The following is a 17,222-nucleotide window of genomic DNA, read 5'->3' on the forward strand; positions in this document are numbered from 1 at the left end:
ATGATCAAATTATTAAAACTGGAATATTACAAAAACCTGAACTACCAACCTTTTAAGGTTTTCACCATACTTTATTTCGCCATTCTTATCGCCTTACTTTTCATCGGACTGGTTGACTTTGATGTTTTTGGGGGAACCGTAAACTTAAAAGAACAAGGGATTTATAATTTCCCGGAAATCTGGAATTTCACCACCTGGATTGTTGCCTTACTGAAAATTTTCCTGGGGCTGATTATTGTCTTCTCCATTTCACAGGAGTTCAGTAACAGAATGTTCAAGCAGAATACGATTGATGGATTGAGCAGAAAGGAATTCATCACTTCAAAATTGCTGACAATAAGTATTTTCACTATTGTTTCAACAGCTATTGTATTGGGAATTACTTTATTTCTGGGATATCAATATTCGAATACGACGGAATCTACAAAGGTTTTTGCTGAAATTTTCTTTATTGGAAATTATTTTGTGAAGCTATTTACCTTCTTTTGCTTCTTAATGTTCCTTTCAATTTTACTGAGAAAATCTATTTTTGTTTTTCTTGCCCTTTTCGTTTTCTGGATTGGCGAAGGAATTTTAACCGCTTTTGAAACGTATTCAAAAGTAAAGGGAATGCAGGGACCCCAAAGAAATGAGGTTCTTCAGAATGATTTTTTTATCTCGCATCTTTTACCGCTGGAAAGCATGTCAAGCCTTATTCCTAACCCAATGATGAGATTAAATATGGCCAAAGTGATGGGCGTAAAATATGATTTCCATTACCCTACAGAAAGTCTTATTGCCTGTCTGGTATGGTGTGCTGTTTTTATATTCGGATCGTACTGGATTCTGAGAAAAAGAGATTGGTAGATTTCAATTCTGAAGATTAAAAGATTTAATCATTAAAATATTTAAAGATTATTAATGACTATAATTAGTTCAAAATAAAAAGGCTGCCATCCGGCAGCCTTCCTTTCACATTACTTTTTATCTAACAACGGAAGATATTTTCCGTATCCTTTGCTTTCCATTTCCGCTTTCGGAATAAATTTCAGCGAAGCACTGTTGATACAGTAACGAAGTCCTCCTTTATCCTGTGGTCCGTCTGTGAAAACGTGCCCTAAGTGGGCGTCGCCGGTTTTACTTCTTACCTCTACTCTTGTCATCCCGTGGGAACGATCCATTTTTTCGTCAATTAAACTTTTTGTAATCGGTTTTGAAAAACTTGGCCATCCACATCCGGATTCAAATTTATCTGTAGACACAAATAAAGGCTCTCCTGTGGTGATATCTACATAAATTCCTTCTCGGGTTTCGTTCCAGTATTCATTCTGGAAAGGTCTTTCTGTACCGTTTTCCTGAGTAACATTATATTGTTCAGCGGTCAGTTTCTCCTTTAAAACTTTTTTATCCTGTTTTTGATAAGCTGGTTTTGGAAGAGGATTGGCTTTTTTAGCCATTTCAAAAAGTCCCGGTTCAATGTGGCAGTATCCGCCAGGATTTTTGTCCAGATAATCCTGATGATAATCTTCTGCTCTGTAGAAGTTTTTCAACGGAATAGTTTCTACCAATATCGGTTTGCTATAATTTTTGGCCAGTTTCTGAACTTCACCTTTTACAGTGGCTTCGTCTGTTTTATCTGTGAAATAAATTCCTGTTCTGTACTGGTTTCCTCTGTCATTTCCCTGCTGATCCTTACTAGTAGGATCAATGGTTTTGAAATACAGATCAATCAACAGTTTCAGGTCTACCTGTTCAGGATCATATTTTACCTTTACGGTTTCTGCAAAACCTGTTGTATGACTTACGACCTCTTCATAAGTAGGATTTTGGGTATTTCCATTGGCATACCCCACTTCTGTTCCTACAACCCCACGAATCTGTTGAAAAAAATGTTCTGTTCCCCAGAAACATCCACCTGCAAAATAAATCTCTCTAACGTTTTTGTTATCCATAATTTTCTCATTTTCTTTTTTTATTTCCACTACATTAGGCTTGTTTTTTTTGAAAAGCCCGGATCCTGCAGCAAATACTGCGATACCCAGAATGATTCCGAGTACTATTAATATATTTTTCATTTTTACCTTTTTATTCATTACTTATTATTTTGAACGATCATGACTCCAAATCCTAAAAGCATAAGGTCTTTTAAAATAAAGAAATCCGTCACAGGCACTCCATCCACTATTTTCCAAACTCCCGGTGTGGTAAATAAATAGCTTAATGTCACCAGAAAAGTTACAATCATTCCTATTCCTGCGTACTTCTTCAGTACAGCAAATTTCGCACTAAATATCAGGAGTAATGCAATGATAATTTCTATCGCTCCGATAAGATTTGACACTGCCTGGACGCTTATAATTTTATATACGAAAAAAGTTAAGAAATGGTTTTCTACCAAAGGTTTTATTGCTGCTGCTTCTGTAGGGGTAAATTTGAAAATACCAATCCACAGCAAAATAAGCGCTGCTCCGAAAAGTGAAATGTAATACCCGATTCGGGCTAATTGATTTTTAGATTCCTGTACTGTTCCGACCATATTTTAAGATTTTAATTGAATACTTTATTGTTTTCAGAAGTATAGTCGGAGGCTTTTTAAAATCCTGACAGAATTTTTATCAGAAATTTAACTTATCGATCATTTTATTTTTAAAGTCCTGAATTTCAGACTCATTTATTTCTTTCTCTTTCTCAGAAAAAGTCTTTTTAAAAACTTTATCCAGAAGAGCCAGCTTTTCACTGTACATCCTGCACCATTTGCAAATCATCAGGTGCATGCTAAGCATCCTGTTTTCTCTGGGAGAAATGGATTGGGCATTCCTTTTTTCCATCAGTAAAGTAGCTTCACTGCATGGTAAAAATAGTATATGTAGTATTCTTTTTATCATTATTCCTTATGATTTTGAAAACCAGTTAAACTCCAGACATTCTCTGAGCTGCATCCGGCTTCGTTGCAAAATCTTCCAAAGATTAGTCGTGGAAACATTCAATTCCTGACTTACTTCCGGTGCTTTTTTTTCTTCGATATAATACATTTTCAGCAGGATCTTCCATCTGGAGGGTAATTCTTCAATACATTCCTCCAAGGTTTTATTAAAATCTGCACTGTCTAAAAGTTCATCGCCTTCACCGGATACATTCCAGTCATTCAGAACATCATTATGTTTCCATGAACCTGTTTCATCAAAGAAATGATCAAGTCTTATATTCGGTTCTGATTTATATTTTTTCCGGTAAAAATCTGCCACTTTCCTGTTCAGAATCGCCATCAGCCAGGTCAATGCCTGACTTTTCCCTTCGAAAGAATCATAGGCTGAGTAGGCCGCAAGAAAAACTTCCTGAACTACATCCTGTGCATCTTCTTTATTCGAAAGCACATACAGCGCCCGCTTCAAAAGCGGCCCTGAATATTGCTCTATCCAGCTTTTCAATTCTTCATCTTTTGTCATAGGAAGGATTTCTGTCTTTTCTCAGATCACAACGAAGGTAGTAAGTTAAACGGATATTCCAAAATTAGATTATTATTGATTGTTTTTGCCACAAACCTTATAGGTTTTAAAAACCTATAAGGTTTACGATACATCCGTTAGCCCAACTCTTCACCATTCAAAACATAGTATAAAATTATTACAAATCGCTTAAAAATCTTAAATTTGCAACTTATCAAAAATTTGATATTTAAAAAAGCAAAAGCAATACTATGACATCACAAGAAATACGTCAAAAATTTTTAGACTATTTTAAAAGTAAGGAGCATTTAATCGTTCCTTCAGCTCCTATTGTGCTGAAAGACGACCCTACCCTTATGTTTTCCAACTCCGGAATGACACAGTTCAAGGATTTTTTCCTTGGCTACAAAACGCCTACCGCCCCGAGAATTGCTGATACACAGAAGTGTCTGAGAGTTTCCGGGAAGCACAATGACCTGGATGATGTGGGGAGAGATACTTACCACCATACCATGTTTGAAATGTTGGGAAACTGGTCTTTCGGGGATTACTTCAAAAAAGAGGCTATTGCTTTTGCCTGGGAATTACTGACTGAAGTATACGGAATTCCAAAAGAAAATTTATATGTAACGATTTTTGAGGGTGATGCTTCTGAAAATCTGGACAGGGACCAGGATGCTTATGACTTCTGGAAATCCCATATTTCGGAAGACAGAATCATCAATGGAAATAAAAAAGATAATTTCTGGGAAATGGGTGAAAGCGGACCGTGCGGACCGTGTTCAGAAATCCATATTGACCTGAGAACACCTGAAGAAAAAGCAGCCGTTCCGGGAATTTCCCTTGTGAACCAGGATCACCCGCAGGTCGTGGAAGTATGGAACCTGGTTTTCATGGAATTCAACAGAAAAGCAGATAAATCGTTAGAGAAGCTTCCTGCTCAGCATGTAGATACAGGAATGGGCTTCGAACGTCTTTGTATGGCGCTTCAAGGGAAGTCTTCCAACTATGATACCGATGTTTTTACTCCGCTTATTTCTAAAGTTGAGGAGCTTTCTGGTAAAAAATACACCGGAATTTTAGAAAATGAAAAAGATATTGCCATCCGTGTTGTGGTAGACCATATCAGAGCGGTTTCTTTTGCTATTGCAGACGGACAGTTACCCTCCAACGGAGGAGCAGGTTATGTAATCAGAAGAATTTTAAGAAGAGGAATTTCTTATTCTTACCGATTCCTGGATATGAAAGAACCTTTCCTTTACAAGCTTGTGGCCGTTCTTCAGGAACAAATGGGATCTTTCTTCCCGGAAATCGAAAAGCAGGGTAAACTGGTTGCTGAAGTGATTAAAAGTGAAGAAGATTCATTCTTAAAAACCATTGAGAACGGTTTGATCAGAGTTGAAAAGCTGATTCAGCAGACCATTGCTGATAACCTTAAAGTATTACCAAGTGAAGAAGTATTTGAGCTGTATGATACTTATGGATTCCCTGATGATCTGACAAGAATTATTGCAGAAGAAAAAGGGTTAACCATTGATGAAGCAGGTTTCAAGGCAGAAATGGAGAAACAAAAACTTCGTTCAAAAGCGGATTCTGCTCAGAAAGTGTATGACTGGGTTACTTTAGAGGAAAGAGAAGAAAACTTTGTGGGTTATGATCAGACTGAATCTGAAACCTATATTACGAGATACAGAAAGGTAGAAAATAAAGACGGAGAATTTTACCAGGTGGTATTAAGCAGTTCTCCTTTCTATCCTGAAGGAGGAGGTCAGGTTGGAGACAAAGGAGTTCTTGAGAATGCTGTTGAAAGCTTTGAGGTGTTGGAAACTAAAAAAGAAAACGGATTGATTATATCCTTAATCAATGGTCTTCCAAAAGATGCAGGTGCTCTTTTCTATGCTAAAGTAAACGCTTCTGAAAGAAAAAATTCTCAGGCTAACCACTCTGTCACCCACCTTCTGCATGAAGCTTTAAGAGATGTTCTGGGAACTCACGTGGAGCAGAAAGGTTCTTATGTAGGGCCTGATTATCTGCGTTTCGACTTCTCTCATTTCAACAAAATGACTGAGGAAGAACTGGCATTGATTGAAGATAAAGTAAACCAAAAGATCAAAGAAAGCATTGCGTTACAGGAATTCAGAAGTATTCCAATTCAGGAAGCTCTGGATAAAGGTGCCATGGCTTTATTTGGTGAAAAATATGGTGACCATGTGAGAATGATCCAGTTTGGTAGTTCAAAGGAACTTTGCGGAGGAACTCACGTAAAAAACACCAGCGAAATCGGTCATTTCAAGATCACTTCCGAAGGTTCTGCTGCTGCGGGAATCAGAAGGATTGAGGCGATTTCAGGAGATAAATCTGAAGAATATTTCAAAAATCTTGAAAAACAGATCATTGAACTTTCTCAATTATTGAAGTCTAAAGATGTAGTAAGGTCTATCGAGAAACTGATTGAAGAAAACACTTCATTGAAAGCTGAGGTAGATGCCCTTAAAAAGGAAAAAGCAAAAGGAGAAATCGGAGAATGGAAGAATGCTTATGAGCAGAAAGGCAACAAGCAGCTTCTTGTAAAGAAAACTTCCCTGGATGCCGGTTCTGTAAAAGACATCGTATTCCAGCTGAAGAGAGAAATCCCAGCTTCAGTAACGATCATTCTTTCGGATGCAGACGGAAAACCGATGATTACCGTTGGGGTTTCTGATGATCTGGCTGCAGATTATCAGGCTGGCGCTATTGTAAAGGATCTTGCCAAAGAAATCCAAGGTGGTGGTGGTGGAAACCCAGGTTTTGCAACAGCAGGGGGTAAAAACCTTGAAGGGTTAGAAAACGCTTACCAAAAAGCTTTGAATATTTAAGAATAGTATACCTATTATAAATTTTAGAATAGGCTGTTTCATTTTGAGACAGCCTGTTTTCGTTTTAACTATTATCTTTTATTTAACGCTAAGATCACAAGAAATTCTCATGCTATCATAAATATTTCCGTTCGCAAAGACGTTACACTCAGCTATGAAATGATTGCGTTTTTTGCTAAATGGAATGCCTTTGCGAACGAGAAAAGCAGGAAATAAAAACTTTGCGTACACTGCGTTATAATATAGTATTCTTATTCCGAATATTTTCATCAAAGTTTCTCTATTTATATCCGTTCTAATTATTGACCTTATCTTAACAAATCATCACCTAATCTTAAACTATTTGTTTTATCTTCTTAAAACTCAGTTAACACCAGACCATTAGTTTTGCCATAATCGAAATTTCAAAAAAAAGAATTATGAAAATTAACAAAACTATGGGAGTATTATTGTTTGCTGCCCTTGTATTTCAAGGTTGCAACGATGATAATAACGGGGATTCGAATACCCCTTCCAACGACAAAATCAAAATTGAAAATTTTTCTAAAGAACCCGCTTTCGTTTTTGGAATGCCAGGTTTTGAAAATTTAAATATTACTACCCTGATCTCCAGTTCTGATGTTCTTCCAGGTTCTCCTGATTTCGTTTTCGGAGGCCAGCCGGATGGGATGGGACTTATGAAAGACCCCAATTCTGACGGTTATCTGATGATCACTAACCATGAAATCAAACAGTCAGTATCCAGAGTGTATTTAGACAAAACTTTTAAACCTGTAAAAGGAGAATATATATTGAACGGAACCGGAGGAATGACTAGGTTATGCTCCGCCACATTAGCAACTCCTGAGATTCACGGTTTCAGTGCGTTTCTTACGGCAGGCGAATCAGGTGAAGAAAGTATGGTTCACGCTCTGAATCCTTTGGCACCGGTATCTCAGGCATCAGATAAAACAAGAGTAAAACCTGCTTTGGGAAAAGCTTCTATGGAAAATGCAGTTCCGCTTCCTAAGGATGTTTCTAACGGAAAAACTTATATCATTATTGGTGAAGATCAGTCTTATTCTTCTTCTCACCAGTCTGCAGGACAGCTGATCATGTATGTAGCCGATACACAGGGAGATCTGGATAACGGTAAGCTGTATTCTTTAAGGAGAACAAACAGCAACTATACAGAAACGGACATGACAAAAGGAAACAGCTATGATGTGGAGTTTGTTGAAATCCCTAACGCTAAAAACCTTACAGGAGCTCAGATCAACCAGAAAAATATTGATAATAACGCAATCCGTTTTTCAAGAGTGGAAGATGTAGATTACAGAAAAGGAGCAGGAAAAGGAAGAGAAATTTACTTTACGGCAACAGGAGAATCGTCTGACGGTGTCAACCCAAAAGCAGGATTAACGATGTGGGGAAGAGTGTACAAACTTGTTCTGAACTCCAATAATATGCTGACAGGAAAATTAGAAGTGGTAGCAGAAGGAGACTCTAATCCGGGAAATAATCTTATCAATCCTGACAACTTATGTGTTACTGAAAACTTTGTGTACATCCAGGAAGACGGAGATTCTTACTATAAAAATGCCAATCACGATTCTTATATCTGGCAGCTGAATATCGCGACCAAACAATATAAGCCATGGCTGAATATGAAGCACAACAGAAATGATTCTGCATGGCAGACTGCTTACAACCAGTCCGGGGATCTTCAGAAGTTCGGTTCATGGGAATTCGGGGCAATGGTTGATATTTCAGACATCATCGGAGTTCCGAATACATTCTCTGTCAATATCCATTCTCATACATGGCAACTGGATAAATTCAAAAATCCTGACGGTTCCGGAATCAATACCAATAAGGAGGGCGGACAGATTGTGATCATCAGAAACGTAGAAAAATAGTTTCAAATTCTTCATATCAAATTCAATTAAAGTATCAATAGAAAATATCTGTTGATACTTTTCATACTTATGAATAGACTTTCAAAATACCCGATACTTCTCTTTTTATACTCTGCAGCAGCACTATTCATTCTTTCATATTGTAAAAATGATAAACAGCAGCCGGTATATGAAGATCTTGGTTCTGTAAAAAACAGAATCATTAAAACCAACACTGATTTTGAAAAACAAATCAATGAACTGAAAACCCTTGTTTCCAAAGATTCTGGGGAAAAACTTCTTCAGCAAAAATTTCAGGGCATCAGAAAAACCTACAAAAAAATGGAATGGGCTGTAGAGTATTTCCTCCCCCACTCTGCGAGGTTTATCAATGGACCTGCCCTTCCTGAGATCGAAATGGATGAGCATACCGAAATAGAGCCTGAAGGACTTCAGGTTCTGGAAGAGCTGTTGTATCCTTATAATAAAAGCAATCAGGAGGAAGTGATCAGAATGCTCAACAAGCTCATCAATAAAAGCAATACCATAGACACCAACTTTCAGGTAATTACCGTTAGTAAAGATCAGGTTTTTGATGCGTTAAGGCAGGAAACGTTCAGAATTTCAAGCCTGGGAATTTCAGGTTTTGACACCCCTGTTTCCGGAACATTTTTACAGGAAATGCCTTCTTCCCTTCAGGGAGTCAAAGAAACGCTTGAACAAATTTCCACAAGCCGGTCAAAAGGCAAAGCATTAAAAAGTATCATAACGGAAATCAACTCAGCTATTGAATTTCTAAAAAAAAACACGGATAAAAATACATTTGATTATGTCAATTTTATTCCGGATCATCTGAACAAAATAACAGCTCTGATGCTTGATTTTAAAAATCAGGAGGAAATTCCTGATGTTGAAGTAACCACAGCTTTAAACAAAAATGCAGCTACTTTCTTTGCCAAAAACGCATTTAATCCCAATGCCTTTACCCCTGGAAAAGAATATGCCTATTCTGAAGAAAAGGCTGCCCTCGGGCACCAGCTTTTCAATGATAAAATTCTATCCAACAATAATAACCGAAGCTGTGCCACATGTCATATTCCGGAAAAAGCATTTACTGACGGACTTGCCAGATCCATGTCTCTTGAAAACTCCAAACTGCCCCGCAACACACCATCCCTCAACTATGCCGGATACCAGCATGGTCAGTTTTGGGACATGAGAAAGGATGATCTGGAAGGACAGAGCTCAGATGTAATCTCCAATAAAGAAGAAATGCATGGTGATCTGAATATTATTCTTGCCAGGATCAATCAGGATAAAAACTACCAGGCAGCATTCAAAAAGATATATGGCTCTCAAAAAACGGAGGTCTGGCAATTGCAGAATGTACTGGCCACCTATATCCGTTCTCTGGCAAAGTTCAATTCTGGTTTTGATGAATACATGAGGGGAAATAAATCGTCAATGACGGACAGCCAAAAACGAGGGTTTAATCTTTTTGTTGGAAAAGCCCAGTGTGCCATATGCCATTTTCTTCCTTTATTCAATGGAACAGTTCCTCCGAATTTCAAAAAAACGGAACAGGAAGTTCTAGGGGCAGCAATGAACGGAGAGAATAAAGCATTTGACACAGACCTGGGACGGGGAAAGTTTCATGAAACAGTTGCTTCATTACAGCATTCATTCAAAACACCAACTCTTAGAAATATCAATAAAACGGCACCTTATATGCACAATGGCGGTTATAAAACGTTGAAAGATGTTATGATTTTCTATAACAAAGGTGGTGGAAAAGGTTTGGGATTTAAAATAGAGAACCAGACCCTTTCTGATGCACCGCTGCAGCTCACTGAACAGGAAACTGATGATATCATTGAGTTTTTGAAAGCTTTGGACGATAAATAAAACGATTAAGCGCATTACAATTAAAACTCCTGATTATTACTACTTCAGGAGTTTTTTTATTGGTAAATTTCAGAAAAAACAGAAAGAAGATCTGATTGAATTCATTATTGAATTATATCTGTGCAAAATCCATAAAAACATTAGATTAAATCAATGTTATACTCTGTTAAAAACTTTTCTACCACAATAAATATTATTAATTTTGACCTAGTTTTTTTACATGAAAAGGGGTTTACTGTTATTATTTTTTATACTCAGCTTTTTGGGGTATTCACAAACAAAAATTAAGGTTGTGGATGACGCCAGTCAAAAACCTGTCTTTAAAGCTAAGATATCCTGTGACAATAGCGTTATCGGATATACCAATGAACAGGGCATTCTGGAATTTAAAACGGGATGTAAAAATATTGATGTTGAAGCAGAGTCTTATCAGAAAGAAAGCGTTACCGTAGAGAGCAGTATGGAAGTTTCCCTGCTTAAGAAAACATTAAAAACCACCAATATTGAGGCCGTGGTGATTGAGGATAAAAGTGATCCCAGAGCTTTGGAAATCCTTAAAAAAGTAAATAAGCTTTTTAAAGAAAATTCGCCAAAAAGTTTAGGATCCTATTCCTACAAATCCTATGAAAAAATATCCCTCGATATTGATGAGGACAGTATTTCTCAGTTTAATCAGTATTTTAACGATTTAAATATTTTCAAGAAAAAAAGAGAAAAGGACTCTCTGAACAACATTACTGCAAGAAAAATATTTTCAAAAAGCAAACTCTTTCTCTGGGAAAGGGCTCAGGAGTTTTTATACTCCAAAAAGTATGGCGAAAAGATCAATATTCTGGACAACAGAATTTCCGGGCTGAAACAGCCTATTTATGAAATGATCGCTCTCCAGCAGAGCAACAGGGATGTGGTTCCTGAACAGGTAAAACCGGAGAACAGAGGGCTTTACAGATTTTTCCTCTCGGATACCGTTACCCTGGATGGCAGGAAAAATTTCGTGATCCGCTTCCGTGAAGTCAATTACAAAAAACCGGACAGAAAGCGGAAATATAATGGTGCTATCTATGTAGATACCGAAACTTACGGAATCAAGAAAATCGAAAACTTCAGTAAAAACAAAAACGAAGGAATTATCACCAGTACCTGGGTATTCTACAATAATAAATGGTTCCTTGCCCACGAAAAAGCCAAGCTTAAAATGGGTAAAATGGCCATGGATGACAAAGTACATGCTGACGACGATAAGAAAGATAAAAAAAGCTTCGGAACCTATGCTTTCCTTACTTCAAAATATTTTGATTTCGAATCACCTATTGAAGAAGATGCTAAGGATTTCAAAGGCTACACTTTCTCAGTAAAAAATATTGACGGACATTCTCTGGATCAATACAGGACAGATCCTCTTACTGAAAGGGAACAAAATACCTATAAAACCATTGACAGCTTAGGTAAAAAATATAAAATAGACCGCAAAGCTCAGATATTATCCGGATTACTGAACGGACAGATCAGAGTAGGTTCTGTAGACTTTGCTGTAGATGAAATTGTCAATTATAACTCCTATGAAGGTTTCAGATTAGGTTTAAAAGCTAAGCTGAACGAAAACTTCAATCCTTATTTTTCACCGGACTATTACTTTGCATATGGGGTGAAAGACAGAAAATGGAAGTACGGAATGGGGCTTGATATGAAAACCACCCTGGAAAAAAATTCATTTTTCAGATTTGAAGTATATGATGATGTGACAGCTTCCGGAGAATTCAACCGGAAACTCTGGAATTTCAAGATGAGAATGATGAATTTCGGGAATAACCTGAATAATGACAGGTATTTTCACTTTAAAGGAATGTCATTATCTTATCTGAACGATGTCACAAACGGTCTAACGGTTGCCCTTGCCGTAAGAAGAAACACAGAAGAAGCTGAATTTGACTATCAATTCAGAGACAGGGGAACTTCGTACAGAAATTTCAATACCCTGTTTACACTGAAATATTCTCCGAATTCAACTAATATAATGACTCCTCAGGGAAAATCTCTGATCGATCAGAAGTATCCTGAGCTATATTTTAATTATGAGCAGAGCTACAAACTGTTGCAGGGAGATTTTAATTATTCCCGTTTTGATGCCTTGTTTGTTCACAATTTCAAAACACCTATCGGGACTACAGGTTTCAGATTGTACGGAGGTCTTGTTCTGGGCGGTGCACCTATCTGGAAAAACTTTACGATGAACGGGCTTGCCTCTCCGGGTAAAGACTTTAACTTTAACCTTACTTCTTACCTCGGGTTTGCAACGCTGGAAGGTGGAAAATACTATAATGACAGATTCGTAGCGTACTACTTTACGCACAAACTCCCATGGTATCTGAAAAGTTTCGGACACAATATTTCCAGCTTTGATTTTGTCCTGCGAGGAACAATCGGAGATATGAAACATCCGGAATACCACCAGTTTAAGTTCAGAAAGCTGGATCACCTGTATCAGGAAGTTGGTGTAGAATGGAACAATTTCCTTTCCAGTTATTTTAATCTGGGATTATTCTACAGAGTAGGCTATTATGCAACTCCTAATTTCAAAGAAAATTTTGCAATTCAGTTTAAGCTGAAGTTTCTTGAATTTTAATCGGACAGGAAAGGCAAAATCTTTATTTTTGAATAAGAATCCAGAAATATTCAACGACAATATATAAAAAGAACATGCAGAAAATCGAAATCAAAGCAGAACAGTTTTTTGAATTATTAAAATTAAAAGACACTCCAATGTGGGAAATTTTCTCGCAGATGATCGATGGAAATGAGAAGGAAATTATCTTTTTGGATCATGAAGACAAAATCCTTTTTAATTATATTTTACCTTCTACACAGGAAAAACTGGAAGAAGACAGAAAAGAATTTTCAAAACAGTTTTCAGAGAAGTTGGCTAACTTTAATTAAGTGTTACTATGAATAAGAATTATGTTTTTTCTCTGTTAAGCTTTTTCCTGTTTAGCCTTGGAAGTGCTCAGAACTATAAAAAACCTTTGGTGTCCGCCATTAAAGAATCTGATCTTAGAACCGATATGTACCAGCTTGCAGCAGACCAGTTCTGGGGTCGTGAAGCCGGAACGCTGGATGAATTAAAAGTCTCCATGTGGCTTGCTGACAAAGCTAAAGAAGCAGGAATGAAACCCGCCGGAGATCATGGAACTTTTTTCCAGTTTTTTGACATGTACAGACATCAGGTTATCCTGCAAAGCAGCCTGAAAATTGGCGATACCAGTCTTAAGCTATGGAAAGATTTCCTTGTTGCTGAACCCGTAAATGCTTCTGTAGATGCAGAAATAGTGTACGCAGGAAATGCAGAGCCCGGTGATCTTGCCAAACTGAATATCAAAGGGAAGATTCTTGCCGTCAATGCTTCTGACAAAAATATATCGAAAGACATGACCCTTTTTGTAAGGAGATATCCGGGATTTGTAAGAAATAAATATTACAATAAAGCGGCTGAATTGGGAGCTAAGGCAATCATTTTCGTTACCGATGACCTCTCTGAACAAAGCTGGGTGGAGGTACTGCCTCAAATGACAAGAGGAAGCTACGGGGTGGAAGGATTAAGAGAGAAAATCACCAATAACATTCCTGTTTTATGGATCAAAAGGGAAAATGCCGGCTGGGTAAAAAACAACCCTAAAGCTTCTCTGAACCTGATCACTGAAACCTACAAATATCCATCCGTTAATATTATCGGAAAAATAGAAGGCACAGATCCTGTTCTTAAAAACGAATATGTATTGGTAAGCGGACACCAGGATCATGACGGAATCAGGCATCCGGTAAAAAACGACACCATCTATAATGGTGCTGATGATAATGCAAGTACCTGTGTTGCTATGTTGGCGATGGCCAGAGCATATAAGAAGCAGCCGGCAAAAAGAAGCATACTTTTTGTTTTCCATGGCGCTGAAGAACGCGGATTACTGGGCTCCAGATGGCATGCAGCCCATCCCGTTGTCCCGAAAGAGAATATTGTAGCCGTTCTGAACGGTGATATGATCGGGAGAAATGATAATAATGAGGCGGCTTTATTAGGGGGAAATGCTCCTCATAAAAATTCTGAAGAGCTTGTAAAAATGGCTGAAGAAGCCAATAATGAAAGTACGAAATTCAAATACCTGAAGGATTGGGATTCTCCTAGCCATGCTGAATATTTTTATTTCAGAAGTGACCACCTTCCGTATGCTAAGATTGGGATTCCCGCAATATTTTTCACCAGTGTGCTGCATGATCAGTACCACACCCCACAGGATGAATCTGAAAATATCAATTACAAGAAACTTTATAAAATGACCGAATGGATGTACAGAACATCCTGGAAAGTTGCTAATGAAAATGAACGGCCAAAAGTAATTCCGAATTTTTCATTGGAAAGATAAATAACAAAAGCTTCACAGATATTGTGAAGCTTTTTGTTTTCATCATTGTGTTTTTAGAATCGGTTTGAAAACGAAGTAATTTAATATTGAATATGATTTTAAATAAGCAAATTCATCAGCGAAGGATCATTGTTAAGATAGTTGACAAAAAAATCATATTCCTTCATCTTACTCATCAAAGGGGGAAAATCTTTGTTCTGTTTCAGAGCAATTCCCACCACTGCAATTCCTTTTTCTTTTGAATTTTTTTGAGTATACTCAAAATAGGTAATATCATCATCCGGTCCCAGTACATCCATTACAAAAGTTTTCAATGCTCCGGGACGCTGCGGAAATCTGACCAGGAAATAATGTTTTAATCCCGCATACAGCAGTGCTTTTTCCTTGATTTCTTCCATACGGGTGATATCATTGTTGCTTCCGCTGATAATACACACTACATTTTTACCCTGTATCTCTTCTTTATACTTGTCCAATGCTGCTACTGAAAGTGCTCCGGCCGGCTCTACCACAATAGCATCTTTATTGTATAATGACAGTATGGTTTCACAGACAAGCCCCTCATCTACTAAAGCCATATCATACAGTCTGTCTTTACAGCGTTCAAAAGTGAGATTCCCTACCTGCTGTACAGCTGCCCCATCCACAAAACGGCTGATCTTTTCAAGAAGAACAGGTGCCCCTTTTTCCAGTGCTTTTTTCATGCTTGCTGCTGCGGAGGGTTCTACACCTATGATTTTTGTTTGCGGAGACAGATGCTGAAAGACAGTGCAGATGCCTGCTGCCAGACCGCCACCACCAATTGGGACAAAAAGATAATCAACAATACCTTCTGCCTGTTCCAGAATCTCGAGTGCCGTTGTTGCCTGTCCTTCAATAATAGCCGGATCATCAAAAGGATGAATAAACACACTGTTATGATCTTTGCAAAACCTCATCGCAGCGTCTTTTGCTGCATCAAAAGTATCTCCGAAAAGAATAACATCTATATATTCTCCACCGAACATTTTTACCTGTTCAAGTTTTTGTCCGGGCGTTGGCAAAGGCATGAAAATTGTTCCCTTCACCTTCATTGTATGGCATGCAAAAGCAACCCCCTGCGCATGATTTCCGGCACTGGCACAAACCACTCCTTTGGATAGTTCTTCCTGTGACATGGTTGCCATTTTATTGTATGCTCCTCTGATTTTATAGGATCTAACCCTTTGCAGATCTTCTCTTTTAAAGCTGATATTAGCATCATAGATGGCAGACAGGTTATTATTGACGGCCAAAGGTGTTTTTACCACTACATTTTTTAATCGTTCCTCCGCTTTATAAACATGCTCTAAAACGGAGGAGTCTGTTTCCTCTTTCATCATCCGTTTCCTTATTAATTGTTTTCGGGTCTCAGACTTCGTACGGTCTTACCAGCTTTCCACATTTCGCTTTCTCTCAGCTCAGTAAGTTCTGCTTCCAATTTCTCACGATAATCCGGCTTGCTGTTGCTGTCAATTGAACGCTGTGCTTCATTTCCTTTGGCAACGTTGTCATAGAGTTCCTCAAATAATGGCGAAGTAGCATCTCTGAAACGTTTCCACCAATCTAAAGCACCTCTCTGAGCGGTTGTACTGCAATTTGCATACATCCAGTCCATTCCGTTTTCTGCCACCAATGGCATTAATGACTGAGTAAGTTCTTCAACAGTTTCATTAAACGCTTCAGAAGGACTGTGTCCATTTTTTCTTAGCACATCATACTGAGCAGCAAAAATTCCCTGTACAGCTCCCATCAATGTACCACGTTCTCCTGCAAGATCACTGTATACTTCTTTTTTAAAGTCGGTTTCAAACAGATATCCACTTCCTATTGCAATACCTAATGCTGTGACTCTTTCTCTGGCTTTTCCTGTAGCATCCTGATATACGGCAAAACTGCTGTTCAAACCTCTGTTCTGAAGAAACATTCTTCTTAATGATGTCCCTGAACCTTTTGGTGCAACCAGAAATACATCTACATCGGCTGGAGGAACAATTCCTGTACGCTCGCTGAATGTAATTCCGAAACCATGAGAAAAATATAACGCTTTCCCAGGGGTAAGATGCTGTTTTACTTTAGGCCAGTACTCAATCTGAGCTGCATCACTCAGAAGATAGCAGATAATCGTTCCTTTTTCTAATGCCTCTTCAATTTCAAATAAGGTTTCACCCGGAACAAATCCGTCTGCTACTGCTTTATCCCATGATTTGGAGTTTTTCCTCTGCCCTACAATAACCTTAATTCCGTTATCTTTCTGATTCAAAGCCTGGCCGGGTCCCTGTACTCCATATCCTATCACTGCTACAACTTCATCCTTTAATACTTCCTGAGCTTTTTCTAACGGGAACTCTTCTCTTGTCACTACATTCTCCTCTACTCCTCCAAAATTCAATTTTGCCATTTTATATATTTTTTGTTATTGATTATAATGATTAATTGTTGTATTTAGCTGGCATATTCTACCGCCGTCAGATATGGGTTTCTGTGATAATGTACCTCCAGAACGTCTATTTGTTTCTCCATCTGTCTGCTGATCTTCTGTACAGAATCTTCTGTTTCTCTGATCACAATGACAAACTTTTTCACTTTTTCTATTTCGGAAGGCCCTACATTGAAAGTCACCATAGCAATTCTCCTTCTTGAAAAAATAGCATTAATTCTGTTGATCAATCCTAAATAGTCTTCTGTATACGCAGTAATGGTATATTCTTTATGATCTGTTTTCATTTT

14 protein-coding genes are annotated in these 17,222 nt (G+C 37.9%); 7 read left to right on the forward strand and 7 right to left on the reverse strand.

Annotated features, from left to right (window positions below):
* The gene (locus tag CRS_RS20930; protein WP_142725892.1) at window positions 1–846 is read left to right on the forward strand and encodes an ABC transporter permease; all 846 of its coding nucleotides are present in this window, start codon (window positions 1–3) and stop codon (window positions 844–846) included.
* 110 nt (window positions 847–956) lie between these two features.
* Here CRS_RS20930 and msrB read toward each other — a convergent pair whose 3' ends face one another.
* The 4 genes from msrB to CRS_RS20950 all read right to left on the reverse strand — a co-directional run bounded on the left by msrB (window position 957) and on the right by CRS_RS20950 (window position 3,425).
* Entirely contained in the window at window positions 957–2,054 is a 1,098-nt protein-coding gene (gene msrB / locus CRS_RS20935; protein ID WP_142725893.1) for a peptide-methionine (R)-S-oxide reductase MsrB, read from the reverse strand.
* A 17-nt stretch (window positions 2,055–2,071) separates the two neighbouring features.
* Window positions 2,072–2,515 (reverse strand): DUF417 family protein, encoded by a 444-nt coding sequence (locus CRS_RS20940; RefSeq protein WP_142725894.1) that lies wholly within the window; start codon window positions 2,513–2,515, stop codon window positions 2,072–2,074.
* 79 nt (window positions 2,516–2,594) lie between these two features.
* Window positions 2,595–2,864 carry a hypothetical protein gene (locus CRS_RS20945; RefSeq protein ID WP_142725895.1) on the reverse strand — a complete coding sequence of 90 codons (270 nt, stop codon included), beginning with the start codon at window positions 2,862–2,864 and terminating at the stop codon, window positions 2,595–2,597.
* 6 nt (window positions 2,865–2,870) lie between these two features.
* Entirely contained in the window at window positions 2,871–3,425 is a 555-nt protein-coding gene (locus tag CRS_RS20950; RefSeq protein ID WP_142725896.1) for a sigma-70 family RNA polymerase sigma factor, read from the reverse strand.
* Window positions 3,426–3,676: 251 nt separating this feature from the next.
* On the opposite strand from CRS_RS20950, the gene alaS reads away from it, so the two are divergent.
* The 6 genes from alaS to CRS_RS20980 all read left to right on the forward strand — a co-directional run bounded on the left by alaS (window position 3,677) and on the right by CRS_RS20980 (window position 14,474).
* Window positions 3,677–6,280 carry an alanine--tRNA ligase gene (alaS, locus tag CRS_RS20955; RefSeq protein WP_142725897.1) on the forward strand — a complete coding sequence of 868 codons (2,604 nt, stop codon included), beginning with the start codon at window positions 3,677–3,679 and terminating at the stop codon, window positions 6,278–6,280.
* A gap of 419 nt (window positions 6,281–6,699) precedes the next feature.
* Entirely contained in the window at window positions 6,700–8,178 is a 1,479-nt protein-coding gene (locus CRS_RS20960) for a hypothetical protein (RefSeq protein ID WP_142725898.1), read from the forward strand.
* A 69-nt stretch (window positions 8,179–8,247) separates the two neighbouring features.
* The gene (locus CRS_RS20965) at window positions 8,248–10,062 is read left to right on the forward strand and encodes a cytochrome-c peroxidase (protein WP_142725899.1); all 1,815 of its coding nucleotides are present in this window, start codon (window positions 8,248–8,250) and stop codon (window positions 10,060–10,062) included.
* Window positions 10,063–10,354: 292 nt separating this feature from the next.
* On the forward strand, window positions 10,355–12,685 hold the full coding sequence (locus tag CRS_RS20970; protein ID WP_228451316.1) for a hypothetical protein: 2,331 nt from the start codon (window positions 10,355–10,357) through the stop codon (window positions 12,683–12,685).
* 74 nt (window positions 12,686–12,759) lie between these two features.
* Window positions 12,760–12,996 (forward strand): hypothetical protein, encoded by a 237-nt coding sequence (locus CRS_RS20975; protein WP_110009324.1) that lies wholly within the window; start codon window positions 12,760–12,762, stop codon window positions 12,994–12,996.
* 8 nt (window positions 12,997–13,004) lie between these two features.
* Window positions 13,005–14,474, forward strand: coding sequence for a M20/M25/M40 family metallo-hydrolase (locus CRS_RS20980; protein ID WP_142725901.1), 1,470 nt, complete (start codon window positions 13,005–13,007; stop codon window positions 14,472–14,474).
* 98 nt (window positions 14,475–14,572) lie between these two features.
* Here the strand turns inward: CRS_RS20980 and ilvA are convergent, their stop codons facing one another.
* Genes ilvA through CRS_RS20995 form a run of 3 tightly spaced genes read right to left on the reverse strand, consistent with a single transcriptional unit; the run spans window position 14,573 to window position 17,219 of the window.
* A complete protein-coding gene (ilvA, locus tag CRS_RS20985; protein WP_142725902.1) occupies window positions 14,573–15,835 on the reverse strand; it encodes a threonine ammonia-lyase IlvA in 1,263 nt (420 codons plus the stop codon).
* A gap of 11 nt (window positions 15,836–15,846) precedes the next feature.
* Window positions 15,847–16,893 carry a ketol-acid reductoisomerase gene (ilvC, locus tag CRS_RS20990; RefSeq protein WP_142725903.1) on the reverse strand — a complete coding sequence of 349 codons (1,047 nt, stop codon included), beginning with the start codon at window positions 16,891–16,893 and terminating at the stop codon, window positions 15,847–15,849.
* A gap of 44 nt (window positions 16,894–16,937) precedes the next feature.
* Window positions 16,938–17,219 carry a hypothetical protein gene (locus tag CRS_RS20995; protein WP_142725904.1) on the reverse strand — a complete coding sequence of 94 codons (282 nt, stop codon included), beginning with the start codon at window positions 17,217–17,219 and terminating at the stop codon, window positions 16,938–16,940.
* Window positions 17,220–17,222: the final 3 nt, after the last annotated feature.

The organism is Chryseobacterium sp. ON_d1 (genome assembly GCF_006829085.1).
GTDB lineage: Bacteria > Bacteroidota > Bacteroidia > Flavobacteriales > Weeksellaceae > Chryseobacterium.